This window comes from Treponema porcinum, assembly GCF_900167145.1.
Classification (GTDB): Bacteria; Spirochaetota; Spirochaetia; order Treponematales; family Treponemataceae; genus Treponema_D; species Treponema_D porcinum.
Genome location: NZ_FUWG01000012.1, coordinates 1 through 17790 on the forward strand (window position 1 = coordinate 1; position 17790 = coordinate 17790).

The window sequence follows — 17790 nt, forward strand, 5'->3', positions numbered from 1 at the left end:
AGCCCCGGGATTTCACACCAAGCTTGCACGACCGCCTACATGCCCTTTACGCCCAATAATTCCGAACAACGCTCGCAACTTACGTGTTACCGCGGCTGCTGGCACGTAATTAGCCGTTGCTTATTCAGGCGCTACCGTCACCGCACGCGCATTTCCTCGCGTACTTATTCTTTGCGCCCAAAAGGACTTTACAACCTTCCGGCCTTCATCATCCACGCGGCGTCGCTCCGTCAGGGTTTCCCCCATTGCGGAATATTCTTAGCTGCTGCCTCCCGTAGGAGTCTGGGCCGTATCTCAGTCCCAATGTGTCCGTTCACCCTCTCAGGCCGGATAGCTATCGTCGCCTTGGTGGGCCGTTACCCCGCCAACCAGCTAATAGCACGCGGGCCGTTCCTCCGGCGCGGCCGAAGCCGCTTTCTCCGCCCCCCTCCAAGGAGGCGCTCTTATCCGGTATTACCCGGTATTTCTACCGGCTATCCCCGTCCGGAGGGTACGTCACCCACGCGTTCCTCACCAGTCCGCCACTCTAGGGAAGGAGCAAGCTCCTTCCTTGCCGTCCGACTTGCATGCTTAAGACGCGCCGCCAGCGTTCGTTCTGAGCCAGGATCAAACTCTCCATGATTATTTCTTAGGCCCGAAGGCCTGAGATTTCAACATCATTTCAGTCCGAAACCTTCTTTATGCTCTTATTAAAGAATTGCAGACGCCGTCCTTCCTTTCGGCTTTCAGGCGTCCGGGTTTCATTTCTTGGGAAGCTACCCTTTACAAGGACAGATTCCCGGCACGAACCTCTTGTATTTCGTCTTTCTTTCCTTCCCTTTTATGTCAAACACCGTATGTACTGCCGTGCAGGAGTCCTGCGCGACGGTGATAATGAATATACACCCGGAACGAAAAAGTGTCAACTCCTAACTGTAAAAAAATTCATCTTTTTTTTTACTTTTTTTTGATTTTTTTTATCTTTTCCTGCATCCTTTTTTTAACAAAAAACAGCGCGGCGGAAAATGCACGGAAAAGGACGGACGGAGCGGAGGGCGGAACAGCAGGAAGCGCGCTGCGCGGAAATTACGCCTGCGCCGGTATGGAACGGTGCGACCCGAACGGGGAGCAGGACGGCGGCAGATAGAAAAACTGCCCCGATAAAAAAAAGCCCCTCCGTGCGGCGGAAAGGCTTTTCTGAATGAAAAAAAAACTGCGGGCGAGCCGGCGGACCGAGCCTCTGGCGGGCCGTGGAACACCGGTGGGTGATTTTCGTTTGCGCCCTACTCTTCTGCATCTTTCGTTTTAGGATGTTCTTCGGCAAGGGTTTCTTCGCGTTTTTTTATTTCTTCATTATAACGGGAAATTTCCTTGATGATTGTAGCAACTGTATCTTCCGAAGCAGAAACAGACGCTGACGGTTCTGCAAGGAAACGCGCGGCAACGAGTTCGCCAAGACGGATATATTCGGCTTCACGCTTTGTTTCAAGCTGGTGTTTTTCAATGCGGATAACGCTTTTGTCGCTGAAGTCCTGCATTGCAACGCCGGCTTTTCCGATTGCCTTTTTTGATGAAGTTACGACTTTATCGACTCCCTGCTTGAACTTTTCCTTTAATTCTTCTGTGTTCATAATCTGCTCCTGATAGAAAATAATCTTCTGTCATCACTAATATAATCCTGTTTTTATGGATTGTGAAGTTTTTTTTTGCTCCGGCGCGCCGTTTTTTACTGCCGCCTGATTGCAAGAAGCGTAAGGTCATCCGCCTGGTCGTCTTCCATTATGAAGTTGTACTGGACGTACTCTGTTCCGATGTCGTCGGCAGAGGCTGAACTGTCAATCAGGCAGTATTTTCCGTAAAGGTTAAAATGTTCTTTAAGGAAGCTGTCTATGCGGCGGTCTACTTTGATTGTGTCGGCTTCTGTTGCGGAAAGCGGCTTGTACATTCGGAATACTTTTTCTACTGCGATAAGCGCGGTGATTGCTTCGACTGAATTTCCTTCGCAGCCGGTAAAATCGAATACTAGAGTGTCTTCCGCGCCGAATGAGCCTTCTTTTTTTAACGTGAACGTTTTGCGCGCAAAAACTGCTTCGATAACCTGCTTTACGCGGTCTGCCTCTAACAGTTCTTTTTTGTCTTCGATTTTTCCGTTCACTTCTTCCTGCATTACCTGTCCGTTTTCATCGCGAACAAGGCGCGTTGCTTCTTCGATGCCGTCTGTATAAAGGAAGAGAATGTCGCCGTGCATAAAGGCGGCTTTTTCAAGGGCAAATCCGCCTTTCATATCTATCATAAAGGACGGGAACGGTCCTGCGGCGGGCGTTTCTTTAAGGGAAATTACTTTTAGTTCACTCGCTTTTGTGTCATACAGGTGAACGATGTTGTCGCCGGCGTTGCACAAATACATCTGTCCGGAGTCTGCGTCGAAAAGAATAAGGATTATGGTAGCGAATTTTCCTTTTAATCCGAGCGATTCAAGAAAATCGTTTATCTGGTAGACGAGTTTTGTAATGTTCGTGCCGTTTTTTGCGGTAGACCAGTTTTCAAAAAATTTATTGAAGAGGGTGGCGACGACTGTCATAATAAGACCTGCCGGTGTTCCGTGCCCGGACGCATCGCTTTTGATGAATACGTACCAGCGGTCGTCCAGTTTTTTGTAGTCAAAATAATCTCCGGAAACGGCGGAAGCGCCTTCGTAATAGCCGAATGCTTCGATGTTTTTGTCGGAATAGGATGCAGTCGTCTTTTGTCCTGTTCCTAAATCTGTCTTGTCTAAGGGAAGAAAGGCTTTCTGGACGGCTTTTCCGTCGTTCGTAAGTTTTTCTTCGATTGCCGCATAGGCAAGTTCTTCTTTCAGGCGGTTCATTGCCGCGCCAAGCCTTCCTATTTCATCGTTTCGCGAAAGGGATATGTTTTTCTTTTCGCCGGCAAGGTTTTCCTTGTGTTTTTCATCTGCGATTTTCTGGACGAATTTTTCAAGCTGCCTGATAGGTGCTGCAATATGACGTCCGATTATGACAGAGCCAATTCCTCCTATTACGATGATTACGCCGGCAACGATTGATACGATAATGATGATACTGCGTTTTGCGTTTTCAACGGCTTTTAAGAGGGATACTGTACTTACGCGCACAAAGACAAGTCCACGCACGAAGTATTCTGAATTTCCCATACGGAAAATAATCGGACGGTAGAACATATAGGAAGTCTGGTTACTGTCAAGATGTCCTGCGTCAAAATGCGGCTGAGAACCGGAGCCGTCGCGCGCAAAACGTTCCATCTGTTCGTTCATAAAAACTGTAAGGCTACGGGATTCTTCATTTATGATTGAAAGGCGGCGCATTGAATTCCTGTCTGTCATAAGGCTGAGTTTGTCGCCTTCTGCATTAAGGCTTGCAATTCGGGAAGATGTTTTTCCAAGTTCGGAAGAAATGCTGCTGTTTAACTGAAGGCAGATGTCGTCATACGAGCCGGCAAATTCTTCCGAAATACGTGAAATTCCAAGAATAAGCTGAGGCGTGTCTATTTTTTTTGCAATTTCAGAATCGTTTGATGCCCACACGTGCATTACGGAGTCTTTGTATTCGCGGCTGGCAGAAACGCCGGACTCGGAAGAAAAACCGACTATTGTAGCAGAAACGGCTTCCTGTACGCCGGAAATCTGGTCTGGAAGCATACTGAGTTCAAGGACGTTATTCGTAGGCATATACGCTTTTGCCCCGGAAGAAAGGCTTGAAAGAAGGACATTTACGCGGTCCATAAGGCTTTCTGAAAGTTCCTTTTCTGTCTGCGCAATACGGAAGCGGTAGAACGGAACGGTAACGCTTACTACAATAAGAATAATCAGGGAATAGGTAAAGCCGACGATTTCATACAAAAGGCTTCCCCTGCCTTTCATCCTGCTGTTTTTGTCTTTCTGCAATATGTCGCGCGGTGTATTTTTCTTCATAAAAATCCCCCTTTGGGTTTTAGTCTGAGTTTCTGTCTGATTTACTGTCTGATACAAAAGCGTTCGTACTGTGCAGGCATCCTTTATGTTCCGTATGATTGCTACAGCAAAGTAAATAAGGAACAAAAGTGATGCGGCTACTGTAAGCACAAAAAGAACCGTGCCTATATCCATCCTATATGTATACGAGTCCCGGAATGCATAATAATCAGGAACGTACTGATATGGATTTTCAATTTTTACTGTTCCGGTTGCCTCTATCGTAAGGATAGGACGGTAGCTCATTGTAAGACCGCGGTCAGAATGGAGTATTCCTACAAAATATGAGCCTTCTTCCAAATCTGCATCAAGCGGTATTCCTGAAACGCTCGTATTTGATTTTACCGTAAAGCCGGATGAAACTTCATAATCGTACGGCGCCTTTCCTTTTTTATCGATAATGATTTTTGTAATAGTTCCGTCTATGAGAAAATCAGAACCTGTTATGGTAAGGAAAATTTCTCCTGTACGGGAAGATGACGTTTCTACTTTTGCAATAGCTGTATGCGGAACGTATTTATTAAGGATGACAGGAATTACTGCCGGTTCTCCTGTAAATCCTGCTTCGTCAACTGCCGCCACAGTAAGAACGTAAAGACCGTTCGGGTAGTTTCTGAATGAAATTTCCGGGCGCAGGACATTTACAGAATCAGAAAGTTTTGTACCAGCGGAAATCTGACGGGAGTAAGAAGCAGAAAGCGTTTCGGTGTATGAACGCTGTTCTTCCGGAGTTTTTGCCGAAGGGTGGTTCGGCGTAGAAGCAAACGAACCGTCAACGGAAGAAAGGCGTTTTACGGCATAGGTGTAGCCGGTTATGTCATCGTCCAAAACGTCAGAAGTCCAGCGGATTGAAAATGTATTTGACGGCATAAAGCCTGTTTCGCCATCGTCCTGCGCATCAAATACGACTTTGCGCGGCGGAGTCTGGTCGTAATAATAGGAAAAAACTGCCGGTTCAGACCAGTTTCCGGCATAATCATATGCGCACGCCTTAAAATACCATTTTCCTTCTGCCGAAGCGGTAAGCGTAAGGGAAGTTTCGCGCGGAAGAAGAAGATTGTCTTCTAACAGGACAGGAAGTTCGTCCTTATCCTGCGTCCAGCTATATACGTAACCTGCAATTTCGGAGGAATCGTGCGGAAGCGTTATCTTAAATTTAGTTTTTTTATTTTTTGACCGTGCGAACTGTTTTATATTACTTGATGCAACAGACGGAGGCTGAACAGAAATGTCTGGAGAAAGAATACAGACGGAAGGAATATCTTTTGTCATTCCGTTGAATTTCTGCCAGACAAAACCAAGCTGCTTTACCTGACCTGTATTGTTTTTTTCATAAATGAAAATCGGATATGCGAATAAATGCGGTGCTTTTCCGGAAGAAACTTTTTCTTCTTCCCACAGACTGCCGTTCCGCCTTGCAAAATAAACGGCTTCTACGCCGGAACGAGAATCAAACCAGGTTACGGCAACAGTTCCGTCCAAGGGAAAAAGAACTGCACGGCGCGAATTACCGGAAGCAATTTTTTCTGCCGTATACGGAACAAGTCCGTTTCTGTCTATCTGCGCAATCCAAATTGAATCAGAAGCAGAATATCGTTCCCTTCGTTCCCACGCAACATAAACTGCACCGCCGGCAGAACAGACGTTCGGGCGTTGGTTCTGAAAAAGCGTAAAATCTTCAGAGGACGATACAGAGCCTTCCCCTGTAATAAGGACGGGTTCAGACCAGCGCCCTGTTCTTGCAGAACCGCGCGCCTCGTACAGCTGATACGATATTCTTGCGCCTTCCTGATGCTGTGCCTGAAAAACGACGACATCTTCATTTCCGTCTGCGCACAGTACAGGAGCAAATGGATTTTTCAGTTTCATAGACGGCGAAAATTCTTCAAAATCACCCCAGTCAATGCCGTTTGGAGAATAGGCGCAGTTCAGGTAAAACTGAAGTACGGAAAAAGAGTCTTCATCTGCCGGAGACTCTTCCGCAGACGAAGAATACGCGCTTCCTCTGGAACTGGATGCAAAAAGTGCAAAGCCGCCTGACGCACAGGCGTATATATTCGGCGCGATAAAGCGGTCTTCCCTTCTGGAATCTTTTACGCGGGAAAACGAAGCGGCGCTGTCGTTTGAAACGTATACGGAAACAGAATTTGCATCATTAAGTACGGCAACGGCTATCGTTCCGGAACCAGACACCGCCGCCGAATACATATCAGGAACTTCTCCTGAATAGGAAAACGGGCCTGCAAATCGCAGGTTTTCGCGCCATTCGACTGCGCCGTCCTGATAGCGGCAGGAAAGGTAGATACGTTCGTTCCGGGTGTCAACGTCCTGCCAGAAAATGTAAGAGTCAGAACCGTTCGTTACGACTGACGGAAAACGGCTGTCCGTCTTTGTAAGCTGTTCCGGTTCTTCCCAGTAATAGCCGGCGCAAAAAGACGGTTCTGCGCAAAAAACAAAAACAGCCGTACACAAAAAAACAGCGGCACTGCGGAAAAATCGTCCGAAAAGAGAAAAGCAATTTTTATCTGCATAAATGTTCATTCGTTCCGTCATATTACATACGAGCCTTTATTCGCTTCTGAAGTTCCAGTATCCGGGCAGATTTTTTATTTTCCGGCTTCTGAAGCAGCTGGTTTACAAGTGCATTTGCCATAACAACATTATTCTGCTGAAGTTCCTGAATTGCCCTGTTGTATTTTTCCGTATCTTCTGCAGACATAACGACTGACAGGTTTCCTCCAAGTCGGATGGAAATTTCATCTTTCAAAAGAATAGCATCCTCATTCCCAGAATTCAACTTGATTGCTTCGTCAACTTTTGCAAGTGCCTGACGCAGTTTTTCTTCATCACGTCCGGCAGAAGAAAACAGTTTCTGCGCTTCTGCATAAAGAGATTTTGACTGTGCAATATCATTTTTCTGAACGGCTTTCTGCCGAACTCCTACTTCAACTTCAACATCGTAAATCAGTTTTTTTATTCCCGGATAGTCAGGATTTATTTCGTACAAATCAAGCAAATCGCTGTAAGCCTGACGCTGTTTTTCCTTTACCTTGTAATCTTCCTTAATGGCATTGATTTTCTGTTCAAAGCGGACTGCAAATTCCTTTGGCTCACGAATCTGCTGAATGCGGAGCGTAGTAAGGTTTGCTTCCTGATTAAGCGGATAGACAAGACGAAGTTCCTCAAGTTTTTCAATCGCCCTGTCAAACAAATCATTTGATTTCTGAATGTCGCCTTTTTTTCTGGCAGAAATGCCCTGCTTGTAATACTGCGTTGCAATGCTCAGAACCTGCGACATTTCCGGGTACAGAGAATCAGACGGAAGGAGAACTCGCCCTGTTTTCATAGACAAAGCAGTGTCTACAATCGCCATAAGGTTTGTAATTTCGGCATCTTCTTCAACATTCGTATCTGCCCAGCGGGCTTTTGCGTTTGAAAGATATTTTTCCGCAATCTGGAAATTTCCGTTGAAATATTCACGCCGCGCCGCATTTTTAAGGTTACGGACTTCGCGAACAACGAGAATATTCTCTTTTTCCTTAATTTCTTCGCCCAGCGAACGAAGCGCGGCATCGCTTGAAGAACGGAGAAAAGCATCGTCATTATAGGAAAGCGCTTCTACATATTTGTCGCCGGCTTCCTGAAGGCGTTTACGCGCATTTTCAAAATTTTCTGACTTGAGCGCTTTCTGAGCCTGACTGAAACGAAGGTCTGCCTCGTTCAGTGCTTTCTGGTAGAATTTTAAAAATGACGAAGCGGCATCACTGTTTTTGCGGATTGCAGCAAGTACCGAATCAAGTCGCGCTGAAGACGCCTGAATAGAGGAACGTTCGTCCGTGTAAAGGCTGCTGTATTTTCCGTTCAATGCGGTAAGAGAGTATGAAAGCATTTTTTTCGCAGACGTTACTGTTTTTGTAAGGGCTTCACCCTGCGTAAGGGCGGCGGACGGATAGCGGCGCAGTATGTCGTCGGTGCCGTTTGTTTTTCCGTCGACAAGCTCTTCTTGCAAAAGCAGTTCTTTTTCCGAATAGCCGGCTGCATCCTCTCCAAAACCGGCGTATAAACCGGCAATCTGCACCCAGAGCGAAGAACTTTTCTGCGCGGCAAATTTCTGCGCTTGTTCGTTGAGCTGCCCTGAAAACGCGGAAAAGGAGTTCCAGTCGATAAGAGAATCGGTGATGTCAACGCCGGCTGTTTTTGTACGTCGGATAGCGGTCATATCGGAAGACAAAGTTTTCTGAGCATTCCTGTACTGCTGTGCCCAGACTGCGCCGTCTGGTTTTTCTGCATTCATCGTCCGTATCGAATCTTCTATACTTGCAGAAACTGAAGCAAGGAGTGATATTTCTTCCGCAGTGTTGTTCTGAAATTCTGCAAAGTTTTCCGATGTAAAGTCGTCCTCTCCTGCCACATAATTTTTTCCAGCAGACGAAGCCGCATCTGCAAAAGCCGACTCACAGATTTCCTGTATTGTACGGTATGTTTCTGAAAGGCGCTCCGTATGTTCTGCAACAAGTGAAGCAAATTCGACTGAAGTTTTATAATTCTGAAATCCTTTCTGATAGTTCGTCATATCAGAAGAAAGAAGAAGGCTGTATAAATCGTTAAGGCGCACAGCATAGGCGGCAACAGTCCTGACGGACGAAAGTTTTTCAGCCCGTATCGTATCCTGCCCTTGAAAAAACGCCTCGTTTTCCGCTGAAAAAGCCTTTACTGCACGCGCCATTGCCGAAACTGACTCGTTTTTAAGGTCTTCAAGGCTTACGTTCCAGAAACCGTCAAGTACACCCTCAAAACCGCAGTCCGGATCTTCCTGCCAGCCGAACACAGTATCGCGCGCATAGCGCAGAAAAAGATTGCACTCTTCTTCCTTCCTTGCGCCGGTTTTACCGTACAGGGAATCAAAAGACGCTCCAGACAAAAGAATTCCATTACGAATTCCGGCGTATGCAGAAAATGATGCTTCCACTTCAGAAAACGCACCCGCAATCGCGCCTGAATTTCCAGATGCAAGAACGGCTTTATACGCATCTGAAGCACGGCGCAGACGTTCCGCCGCCGCAGGAAACTGAGATGCAAACGTTCGGATATTTACAAAATTCTTTTCCACTTCTGCATAAATAGGTTTTTCTGAATATTCGTCATCAAACGAAAGACGGTATATAAAAAATCCGTCATCCGCACGCTTCAACGCCTCTTCAAACGCGCCTTTTTTTACAAGCGCGGCCGTTTCGTTCTGAATTAAACTGTATTTTGCAAGTTCAGCAAGATTATTCGTGTCTTTTATTATATCAAGCCGCCTGTCCGCCGGATTATGCTCCATTGCAACAAGGCGCTCCGTTATCCGTCCGAGTTTTTCCGTATTTTCAGGTTCTTCGCGGATTACCTTTAAAAGCTGCCGCGCAAGAACTGTATACAAATCACGCGCTTTCATTATTTTGCTTATTCGCTGCTGAACGCTGTCAAACTGCTCCGGGTTTGCATCAAAATATTTATTCAGCTCAAGAAGAGCCGTATCGTACTCCGTATTTTTTATAAGTACATCAATCTGCTTAAGCGTAAGATTTTCCTGCTTTTGGGAAGAATCAGTTTCTGTTTTTGACTCAGTGCGCACGCGTTCCGCCGCCCCTAAATTCCACAGGGCAGAAAAGAGTGAGAAAAACAGAAATACAGAAAGATACTTATGTTTTTTTTTCATAAATTGTCTAAAATAATCCAAGAAGTTTTCATATTATATAGTAGTATATACCTAATTTCGGCATATTTATTTATAGAATAGAGTAAAATTACCGAAATTGTAATATATTGTAACAGGATATTTTGTGAAAAGGACGTTCGTTCTGTCAGTATGTTTAATTTTCTCGCTTACCGCCAGACTTCAGGTGAATGCTCTGGACTATACAGAAATTTCAAATTTTCTGGCGGACTCCTTTTTCAGCACATACGGCAGTAACGAGGGAACAACGTCTTTCCGTTCGCTTCTCATTCCGATTGGCGGACGGGCAGAAAGCCTTGGTTCTTCCTACACAGGACTTTCGGACGACGTAAGCTACATAGACTACAATCCTGCAGCATCATCAATAAACAAAGAATCAGAGATTGCTCTTTTCCACAACGCCTGGATTGCAGATTCCGCGATAGAAACTATTGCAGGAACTACACGCTTTGGAAATCTGGGAATTGGTGGAAAAGTAAGCTGTTTTTACGTTCCTTTCTCCGAGTACGATTCATTCGGCACAAAACTGACCGGAAGTTACTATTCCGAAACGACAGCCGTTCTTAACGTTTCCTATAATTTTAATGCAGGGTATACGTTCAAAGGTCTTGCCGCCGGACTTAACGTAAAAGCCGCCTGGCGTTCAATTCCTGACTACTGCGACAACGACACCGGTGAAATAATTTCAGGCTCGGGACTTGAACAGTCTGCGCTGGGACTTATGGCAGATGCCGGAATTATGATGCAGTTCAACATCGGAAAATTCTACATTTCCCGTGACCCGAACGTAAGAATAGGACTAAGCGTATCGAACCTTGGAGCGGCAATAACAGGATTTAAAAGCGACGACGGAATCAGGCTTGACGACGCTCTTCCGTCGTCAATAGGAATCGGCATATCGTATAAATGCATACGGCCGCTCACGATGCTTCTTGAATTCCGCCAGCCGTTCGACCTTACAGACATAAGTTCCTACCAGATGTTTTCTGCAGGAACAGGCGCAGAACTTCAAATCACGGACTTTTTCTCCGTCCTTACAGGCTTTCAGCTTAAAGGCGGAAATCCGCGCATAAGTCTTGGAAGCGAATTTGAATTCTTTAAAATGCGGATGAACGTAAACTACACCCTTGACCTTACTTCATCCTTAAACCCGGTAAATCACATCAGCCTTTCGGCAAAACTGCTTTTAGGCGACCGCGGCAGGGAAGAAAAACAGCGGCAGGTGGACAGACTGTACAACGAAGGTGTTGCCTGCTTTGCAAAACGCGATTTTGAAAAAGCAATAGAATATTGGGAAGAAGCGCTGAAAATCGACCGGCATTTTGACCCGGCAAAGACAGGTATCAAAAATGCGCGGCAATATGCACAGATGCTTGAAGAATATTCGTTCTAAATCTAAAAGACGGCAGAGCCTGCGCCCGAACCTAGCGCTTACGGTTAAAAATCCGGTAATTCATCCAGGGGAAAATCTGATGCTCGTTTTCAAGTTTCGTAAGCCATTCAGTACTTACAGTATTTGAACCAAGAGCGTCAAAAACCGCCGTAAAATCATTTATGCTCCGGTTAAAGCGCATCCGCGCATATTCCGGAAAATCATTGTTATGAATCATTTTTGCCCATCCGCAAGACTGCGCGAGCATCAGTTCTTTTGCCCCAAGATTTAAAAGCCGCGCCTTAAGTCCTGTATCAGCAGGGAAACGCTCGGACAAATCTACCATACGGCGGCTCGCCTTGCGCACATACCGGATCATCCAGTTGTTCTTGCTTGAAAGCAAGTCTTCGCCATAGCCAACGCCGCTTGACGAACCGTAATAAGGGCGTATGCGCTGAAGCTGATACTGGTTTCCAAGCAGATTACGCGCACACTCAAACTGAACTTTTTTCTGCGCGGCGGCACGGAAAAGACATTCTATCCAGTAAATTCCTTCGTTCCAGACATTGCGCAATTTATTCAGGCTTACGGTAACAACAAGGGAAACAACATCCGTATCAGGAAGAAGTTTCTCCGCCTCTTTCAAAACCGTCTCGCGCCTTGAAACGAACGTTTCTGCATCTGCCATACAATGCGCCGCGGCATCTGAATAACTGTACGTATTTTCCTTTGCAACGGACGCTTCTTTTTTGCAATACGCATATCCAAACGAATAGCGCGGCTCGCCTTTTGTAACGAATGGTTCAAGTTCCTCAGCCGGAAGCTCAAAACCGATGTCTTTATTTATATCAAGATACGCTTTTCCAGAGGCAAAACCGTCCTCGCCGAAAATTTCTGCATCGCAACGTGAATCGCGGGCAAAAACAGCAAGAGAATTTTCAAAGCGCGCCGGATAAAAAATGCCTTTTTCCGGCTCATTTTCAGAAAACAAAAAACTGCGGGAATCAAGAACGGTATAGTTCATTCCGTACGCCTTGAGAATTTTTTCGATGCCGGGATAATATCCCATTTCCGGCAGCCAGAAGCCGTCCGGAACTTCACCAAAACTTGCCTTGTACGCATACAGTCCTGTTTCTACCTGCGCGCTCATCACTTCAGGAATATCGCTATACTGCGGAAGAAAAATATCAGTCCCACACGTTGCAAGGATTTCTACAAAGCCTTTCTTCTGGAATTCGTAGAATTTCCGTATAATTTTCTGATTATATTTTGCGTAGGAAATTGCTGCTTCCTGATTTTTTTCAAAACAAAGTTTTGCAATTTCAAGACGTGCCGGAACGGATGCATTGCGCTCAATTTCGCGCTTTCCGATTTCAAGACGTCTTTCAATCCATTCTGAATACTGTTTCTGAACGACAGGATCTTCAAGAAGATTGCAGAGAACCGGAGAAAGCACCAGTCCGACTTTAAAAGGAATGCCATCACGCTCAAGCGACTCAAACGCATTTAAAAGAGGTATATACGTATCGGTTACGGCCTCAAACAGTCTGTTCAGCTGTGCCGCATATTTTCTTTCATCATCGCCGGTATGACGTATGTATTCCTGTCCGGCATTCAAAATTAAAACGATTCTCTTATCAGCCATTTCCCCACCACCATTCTTAAATTATGAAAAAGATTCCCTGTGATTTTTATAATGCTGGAGCAGAAGTTCCTTCATTCCAGAAAGCTCCATTATCGGAGAAAGTCCCTCTTCCTTTCCGGGATGAACGTCAACAAGACGAGAAGAACCTGTCGGCATTTCAAGCACCTCGGAAGACGCAAGAATGTCAATAATTCCGTCAAGGCAGAACAGCAGGTCTACACAAAAGAATTTTTTTCCGGCAGGAAGCAGAAAATACTGTCCGTTATCCTGCTTTGAAATCTGAATGTCAAAGAATTCATCCGGCTTAACCTGCGATTTTTCAGAAAATGAACTTACACGTATCCTAAGTTCACTTACAAATGCCTTTTCAAGAGAATCCCTGTCTGAATCGCTTATGTTCCAGTAAATGTATGCCCAGGCAGGATTACGAAGAATAATCTCTACCTCAGTGGAATTATAGGAGCGCGGCATTTCGCTGTCGTCGCAGGACTCTTCCTCCTCTTCCGTAATATTCATATCTAGTTCAAGATTTTTTTTATATGATTCTTCCGCAACTTCAAGAATTTCACCGATAAGAAATCCCCGGTTAAAATTCTCAGGAACGTCTATGCTGTAGTCGTCGGCAAGTTTCTGCAAATCGGAAAAAGAAAGCGTTTCAAGGTATGCCCGATTTATTTGTACATTTTCCATACGTTTATAATCTTAAAAATCCCTTTATTAGTCAAGTATAGCCGGAATTACGAAAAAACCGAATTATAATATTTTCGTAAAAAATACAGCTTGATTTTTTTACAATGCATTTGTCTTTAGCTGGAATACCGGTGTAAAGCCAAATTTTTCGGCGTATTTCCTTGCGGCAAGCGCATTCCGTATTACATCGGAGGGCGAATGGGCATCGGAATTGCAGATAACTTCTGCATTTTTTTCCGCGGCAAGCTGCCAGAATTCATCATACGGATACTGATAGCGGATACCTTTTTTTGTATGCAGGACTTCACGCTGCATTCCAAGTCCGTTGATTTCAAGAGGAAGTTTCATTCCTACAGCCGCATCTATAAGCGCGGCGGAACAGCAGGCAAGATCGTCGTCCCAGTCAACGAAACTTCTCATAAACAAATCTGGATGTGCATAAAACGCAAACAGTCCGCTTTGAATTCCTGAAATAGTCTGGTCAACATACGTATGAAAATCTTTTCTGCTTGAAAATTCGGCGGCATACAAATGCTCTTTTCCACGGGTAAGCCAGTGCGAGCCAAGCACAAGATAATCTGCTCCGAATTCGCCGAGAAGCATATCTTTATACCAGGATGCGTATTTTTCATCCCATTCGCACTCAAATCCGCATTTTACAGGAAAATCAACAAGAGATGCCGCTTTCTGCACTTCCGTGCGGTAAAAAGAAACATCCTCCTCCTTCATACGGATATTTTTCCAGTAATCGTCGTCGCTCACTGGGTACGGACAGTGGTCGGAAAATCCCAGTTGCGTACATCCGTCTTTTTTTGCCTGCAAAACATAATCAGAAGGGAGACCATCCGCGTGGTTGCACAAAAATGTATGTGTATGATAATTCGTTATCTGCATTCTGTTCGTTTCATTCATAGCAGAAACTATACCGTTTTTACAAAATTAAGAAAACCGATACAAAGAATTCCTTACTTCTATTTTAAATTACTATGTATTCTTTTCAAATTCTATGATATATACAGCTATGAACATTTTATTCCTGGCATCTCCGCAGAACAAACCGGAATGTTCCTATTACTCAAAATACATTACACATTACGGCGGAAATTGCATAATTTATGAAAATCAGGACGATTTTTTTGAAACGCTCCAGACGCACAGTTTTAAGCCGGATCTGCTTGTCCTTGACTACGGACAGTTCAATCATCTTATTCTGAACGTATACAACTATCTTAAAAATTCATACCGATGCTCTATCCCGGCAGTATTCTTTAATGACCCGTACCTGCAAAATGAAGACTATATTGATTACTGGCACGAAACGCTTGAAATGGTATATATGAACGGCAATTTCCGCTTTGAAAATTACAGGCATTCACTTATGATTCTTGCAAATGCAATGCAATCTTACCAAAAAGAAAAGCAGGATGCAGAAAAAAAAGCACTTCCACCTTCCGGAAACATAACGGCACAGAACGAAACGATGCAAAACCAAAATCAGTTTTTTTGCAGGGAAACGGCAGCCCTGCTTTCAGCTGCTTCCTATATGATTTACAGCACCCTTGTAAAAAAAGCACCGGAAGCCGTATCAATTGAAGAACTCGCTGCCTCCATAAAAAAGAACGCAAAAACACCAAGCAGAAACACAGTCGTCTGCCTTATATCAAGAATACGCACAGCCTTAAGAACGGCCGGCAGCGACACATACGACATTATAAAATCAGACAACGGCTACAGGCTTATAAAAAGAACTGCAATATGAAAAAAGACACCCTTTCGGATGCCTTTTTCAAAATTTATTTCAAGCATGCTGCTATTCTTTCAAGCACTTTCTTGCGGTCAAGCGGCTTTATTATATAGTTTTTTGCACCAAGAAGCAGAGACTTTTTTACAAGTTCCTCTTTTCCAAGCGCACTGACCATAACAACACGTGCCGTTTTGTCAAATGCCATAATCTGCTCAAGAGCCGTAATTCCGTCCATACGAGGCATCGTAATGTCCATTGTTACAAGATCAACGTTCGGCGCCAGCTCCTTGTATTTGTCAACGCCCTCTTTTCCATCTGCGGCAGTGGCGACAACCTCATAGCCTTCGCTTGTAAGAATCTGACCAAGCTGCTTTGCAACAAACATCGAATCATCTACAATCATAACCCTGTATTTAGAGCCATCTGGTTTTAAGCCCTCCGGCGGACGCTCATTAATTGTAGGAAAGTCCTGTGAAGTTTTCATTTGTATTTTCTCCTAGCTCTTTATGCACGTTCCCGTATTGCTACGTTAACTTCTATTTTACCATATTCAGTAATAAGAGGAACAATCAAAGCTTCTACGTTCTCTGATGTTCCGCCTAATGCTGCTATTTCCATCTTCTGTCCGGCGAACAATGCCGGTGGCGTAAGGTCAAATTTAAAATTCAATTCATGCAGCTTTGTTACAGCCTGAGCCGTAATCAAATTTGCAAGTTCGCTGATTGTCGCCTTTGCAAGGTCATCAAAAACTTCAAGTTTTTCGCCGTTCATTTTTGATGCAATATTCAGGGCAGTTTCCAAGGTCATATCAAAAAGTACACGACCTTCAACATCTCCTGCAAGACCAACCAAAGCCGCAACACCCATAACAGGCATTGCAGTTGACTTCAAATATAAATTCCCCCGTTTTACTTCCGCGCCGCCAAGAACTTCTTTTAGAACTCTGTAAGACGTTTCTACAAACGGATTAATATATTCTACTCTCATCAGATACTCCCGTAAAAAGCCGCGCCGAAACAAAATTCCTGAACGACTCTTTAACAAAGTCCCGTAATAAAACAGGACAGTAAATATTATAAAGTTTGCAACGCAAACCAAGTATCAATCGAAAAAACAGAAGCCTGCAACGCAAACTTCATTAAGACAGAAACAATTTACCGTTTACGGCAGTTTCCGGCACACCTCCTTACTGTTTTTTATACACTGTAACAGAGCCCGCCGTAGACTCGCAGAACTCCGCCACATTTCCCAATTCTTCATTATCTCCCACAAACAAAGTACCGTTTCCCTTCAGTTTTTCACTGAAATCAGTAATGACATTTTTCTGCATTTCGGTTTCCAGAAGGGAAAGCAAATCCCGTGCAAAAATAACGTCAGCCATAGGAAGAGTATTTGTATGAAGGCAATCATGGTATTCAAACATAATGCTGTCCTTAATCTCTTTAGAGAAAACGGATTTACCAGCAGCATTTTTTATAAGATACGGTTCAAGCCATCCGGAAACAGCAGACTCAGGAACAGAAAGAAGCGGCGCATTAGAAACGCCCAGCAAGTCAATATCCTGCGCATATACCCTGACTTTTGAATTCGGATACCTTTTTGCAAGTACGCAGGCAAGGCAGTAAGTTTCTGCACCGCCGCCGCAACCCGGATTCCATACAATTACCTGCTTTGCAGAATTTTCCGGTAAAGCCGCATAAATTGCATCAGCATATTCCTTTGACCACCAGCTACCGGAATTTGCAGACCAGAACGGCTTAAGGAACGCATCGGCATCGGCCTGATTAACAATCTGCAATTTATCTGCGTTCCTTTCTTTCTTCCATTCTGAAAAACGGTATTTTACCCAGCTTTCATTTACAGAAGAAACTGTAAATTTTCCGTATGTCCGCAAGCCATCCACTATAAAAGAATAGTTTGTGTCGTCTTCTGCCGGTGCCGGCTGTTTTTCAGAAACAGGAGCAGGAGCAGAATCCTCCGAAGCCACCTGCTTATACCCTTCTTTTCCGGCAGTTTTCTTAACGGCTGTAGCAGCGTCTGCCGGAACAGCATTTGCATTCCTTTTTGCCGGCATAGCAGCATTTGCCACAGCCTTATCTATCGTATGCAGAGTATTGTCCGGCGATGCCTTTGAAAAAATCCGCTCAATATCAAGCAGAATGTACAGGCGCTTGTTGCTTTCCACAACGCCGGAAATATATTTTATATTTACATCGCTGAACAGAGGATGCGGCGGCTGAATTGAACTTTTCTGAACGCCTACAACCTTGTCTATCTTGTCTACAATAATACCGAAAGTCTGCTCCTCAATCGTAAGAATCAGCAGATTTTCAAGATCCGGCTTTTCATCGCAGGCAGTACGGATATTGAAAAACAGACGCATATCAAGAATAGGAATAATCTCGCCGCGAAGATTGTACACGCCGACTACGAACGGCAGGACATTCGGAACATAGGTAAAATTCCCTGCCTTAGCAATTTCCTTGACATTCATAATATCAATTGCATAATCCTTGCCGGACAAAGAGAACGTAACCATCTTGAAATCAATTGTCGTCTGCTCATTTCTGGAATCCTCGCGGCTGCTCTCCTCAGCAACAGCAACGAGCGTATTATCTTCTGAACTGTCAGATACTAATATAGATTCAATCGTCAT

At 44.6% G+C, this 17790-nt stretch carries 12 protein-coding genes and 1 rRNA gene; 3 read left to right on the forward strand and 10 right to left on the reverse strand.

Translation table 11 applies throughout. From position 1 onward, the window contains the following. Positions 1 to 622, reverse strand: a 16S ribosomal RNA gene (locus B5D55_RS08230); the annotation flags it as partial. 324 nt (positions 623 to 946) lie between these two features. Between B5D55_RS08230 and B5D55_RS08235 the strand changes: the two genes are divergently transcribed. Then, positions 947 to 1126 (forward strand): hypothetical protein, encoded by a 180-nt coding sequence (locus B5D55_RS08235; protein ID WP_143593291.1) that lies wholly within the window; start codon positions 947 to 949, stop codon positions 1124 to 1126. Between the two features lie 136 nt (positions 1127 to 1262). Here B5D55_RS08235 and B5D55_RS08240 read toward each other — a convergent pair whose 3' ends face one another. The 3 genes from B5D55_RS08240 to B5D55_RS08250 all read right to left on the reverse strand — a co-directional run bounded on the left by B5D55_RS08240 (position 1263) and on the right by B5D55_RS08250 (position 9665). Next, complete coding sequence (locus tag B5D55_RS08240) at positions 1263 to 1610, reverse strand: hypothetical protein (RefSeq protein WP_078933533.1); 348 nt, start codon at positions 1608 to 1610, stop codon at positions 1263 to 1265. A 95-nt stretch (positions 1611 to 1705) separates the two neighbouring features. Then, positions 1706 to 6508 (reverse strand): SpoIIE family protein phosphatase, encoded by a 4803-nt coding sequence (locus tag B5D55_RS08245; protein ID WP_159446191.1) that lies wholly within the window; start codon positions 6506 to 6508, stop codon positions 1706 to 1708. A 13-nt stretch (positions 6509 to 6521) separates the two neighbouring features. After that, positions 6522 to 9665: a hypothetical protein gene (locus tag B5D55_RS08250; RefSeq protein WP_078933535.1), complete on the reverse strand. Its 3144-nt coding sequence runs from the start codon at positions 9663 to 9665 to the stop codon at positions 6522 to 6524. Between the two features lie 124 nt (positions 9666 to 9789). Between B5D55_RS08250 and B5D55_RS08255 the strand changes: the two genes are divergently transcribed. Next, a complete protein-coding gene (locus B5D55_RS08255; RefSeq protein ID WP_234975408.1) occupies positions 9790 to 11076 on the forward strand; it encodes a UPF0164 family protein in 1287 nt (428 codons plus the stop codon). A 31-nt stretch (positions 11077 to 11107) separates the two neighbouring features. Here B5D55_RS08255 and B5D55_RS08260 read toward each other — a convergent pair whose 3' ends face one another. The 3 genes from B5D55_RS08260 to B5D55_RS08270 form a co-directional block, all read right to left on the reverse strand. Further along, positions 11108 to 12700 carry a 1,4-alpha-glucan branching protein domain-containing protein gene (locus tag B5D55_RS08260; RefSeq protein WP_078933536.1) on the reverse strand — a complete coding sequence of 531 codons (1593 nt, stop codon included), beginning with the start codon at positions 12698 to 12700 and terminating at the stop codon, positions 11108 to 11110. 21 nt (positions 12701 to 12721) lie between these two features. Continuing rightward, complete coding sequence (locus B5D55_RS08265) at positions 12722 to 13390, reverse strand: DUF4912 domain-containing protein (RefSeq protein ID WP_078933537.1); 669 nt, start codon at positions 13388 to 13390, stop codon at positions 12722 to 12724. A 99-nt stretch (positions 13391 to 13489) separates the two neighbouring features. Further along, on the reverse strand, positions 13490 to 14302 hold the full coding sequence (locus B5D55_RS08270) for a histidinol-phosphatase (RefSeq protein WP_234975409.1): 813 nt from the start codon (positions 14300 to 14302) through the stop codon (positions 13490 to 13492). Positions 14303 to 14411: 109 nt separating this feature from the next. On the opposite strand from B5D55_RS08270, the gene B5D55_RS08275 reads away from it, so the two are divergent. Next, positions 14412 to 15149 carry a helix-turn-helix domain-containing protein gene (locus B5D55_RS08275; protein ID WP_159446192.1) on the forward strand — a complete coding sequence of 246 codons (738 nt, stop codon included), beginning with the start codon at positions 14412 to 14414 and terminating at the stop codon, positions 15147 to 15149. A gap of 34 nt (positions 15150 to 15183) precedes the next feature. Here B5D55_RS08275 and B5D55_RS08280 read toward each other — a convergent pair whose 3' ends face one another. The 3 genes from B5D55_RS08280 to B5D55_RS08290 form a co-directional block, all read right to left on the reverse strand. Further along, positions 15184 to 15618, reverse strand: a complete 435-nt coding sequence (locus B5D55_RS08280) for a response regulator (RefSeq protein WP_078933539.1) — start codon at positions 15616 to 15618, stop codon at positions 15184 to 15186. A 20-nt stretch (positions 15619 to 15638) separates the two neighbouring features. Beyond that, complete coding sequence (locus B5D55_RS08285; RefSeq protein ID WP_078933540.1) at positions 15639 to 16121, reverse strand: chemotaxis protein CheX; 483 nt, start codon at positions 16119 to 16121, stop codon at positions 15639 to 15641. 199 nt (positions 16122 to 16320) lie between these two features. Next, positions 16321 to 17790 (reverse strand): CheR family methyltransferase, encoded by a 1470-nt coding sequence (locus B5D55_RS08290; RefSeq protein WP_078933541.1) that lies wholly within the window; start codon positions 17788 to 17790, stop codon positions 16321 to 16323.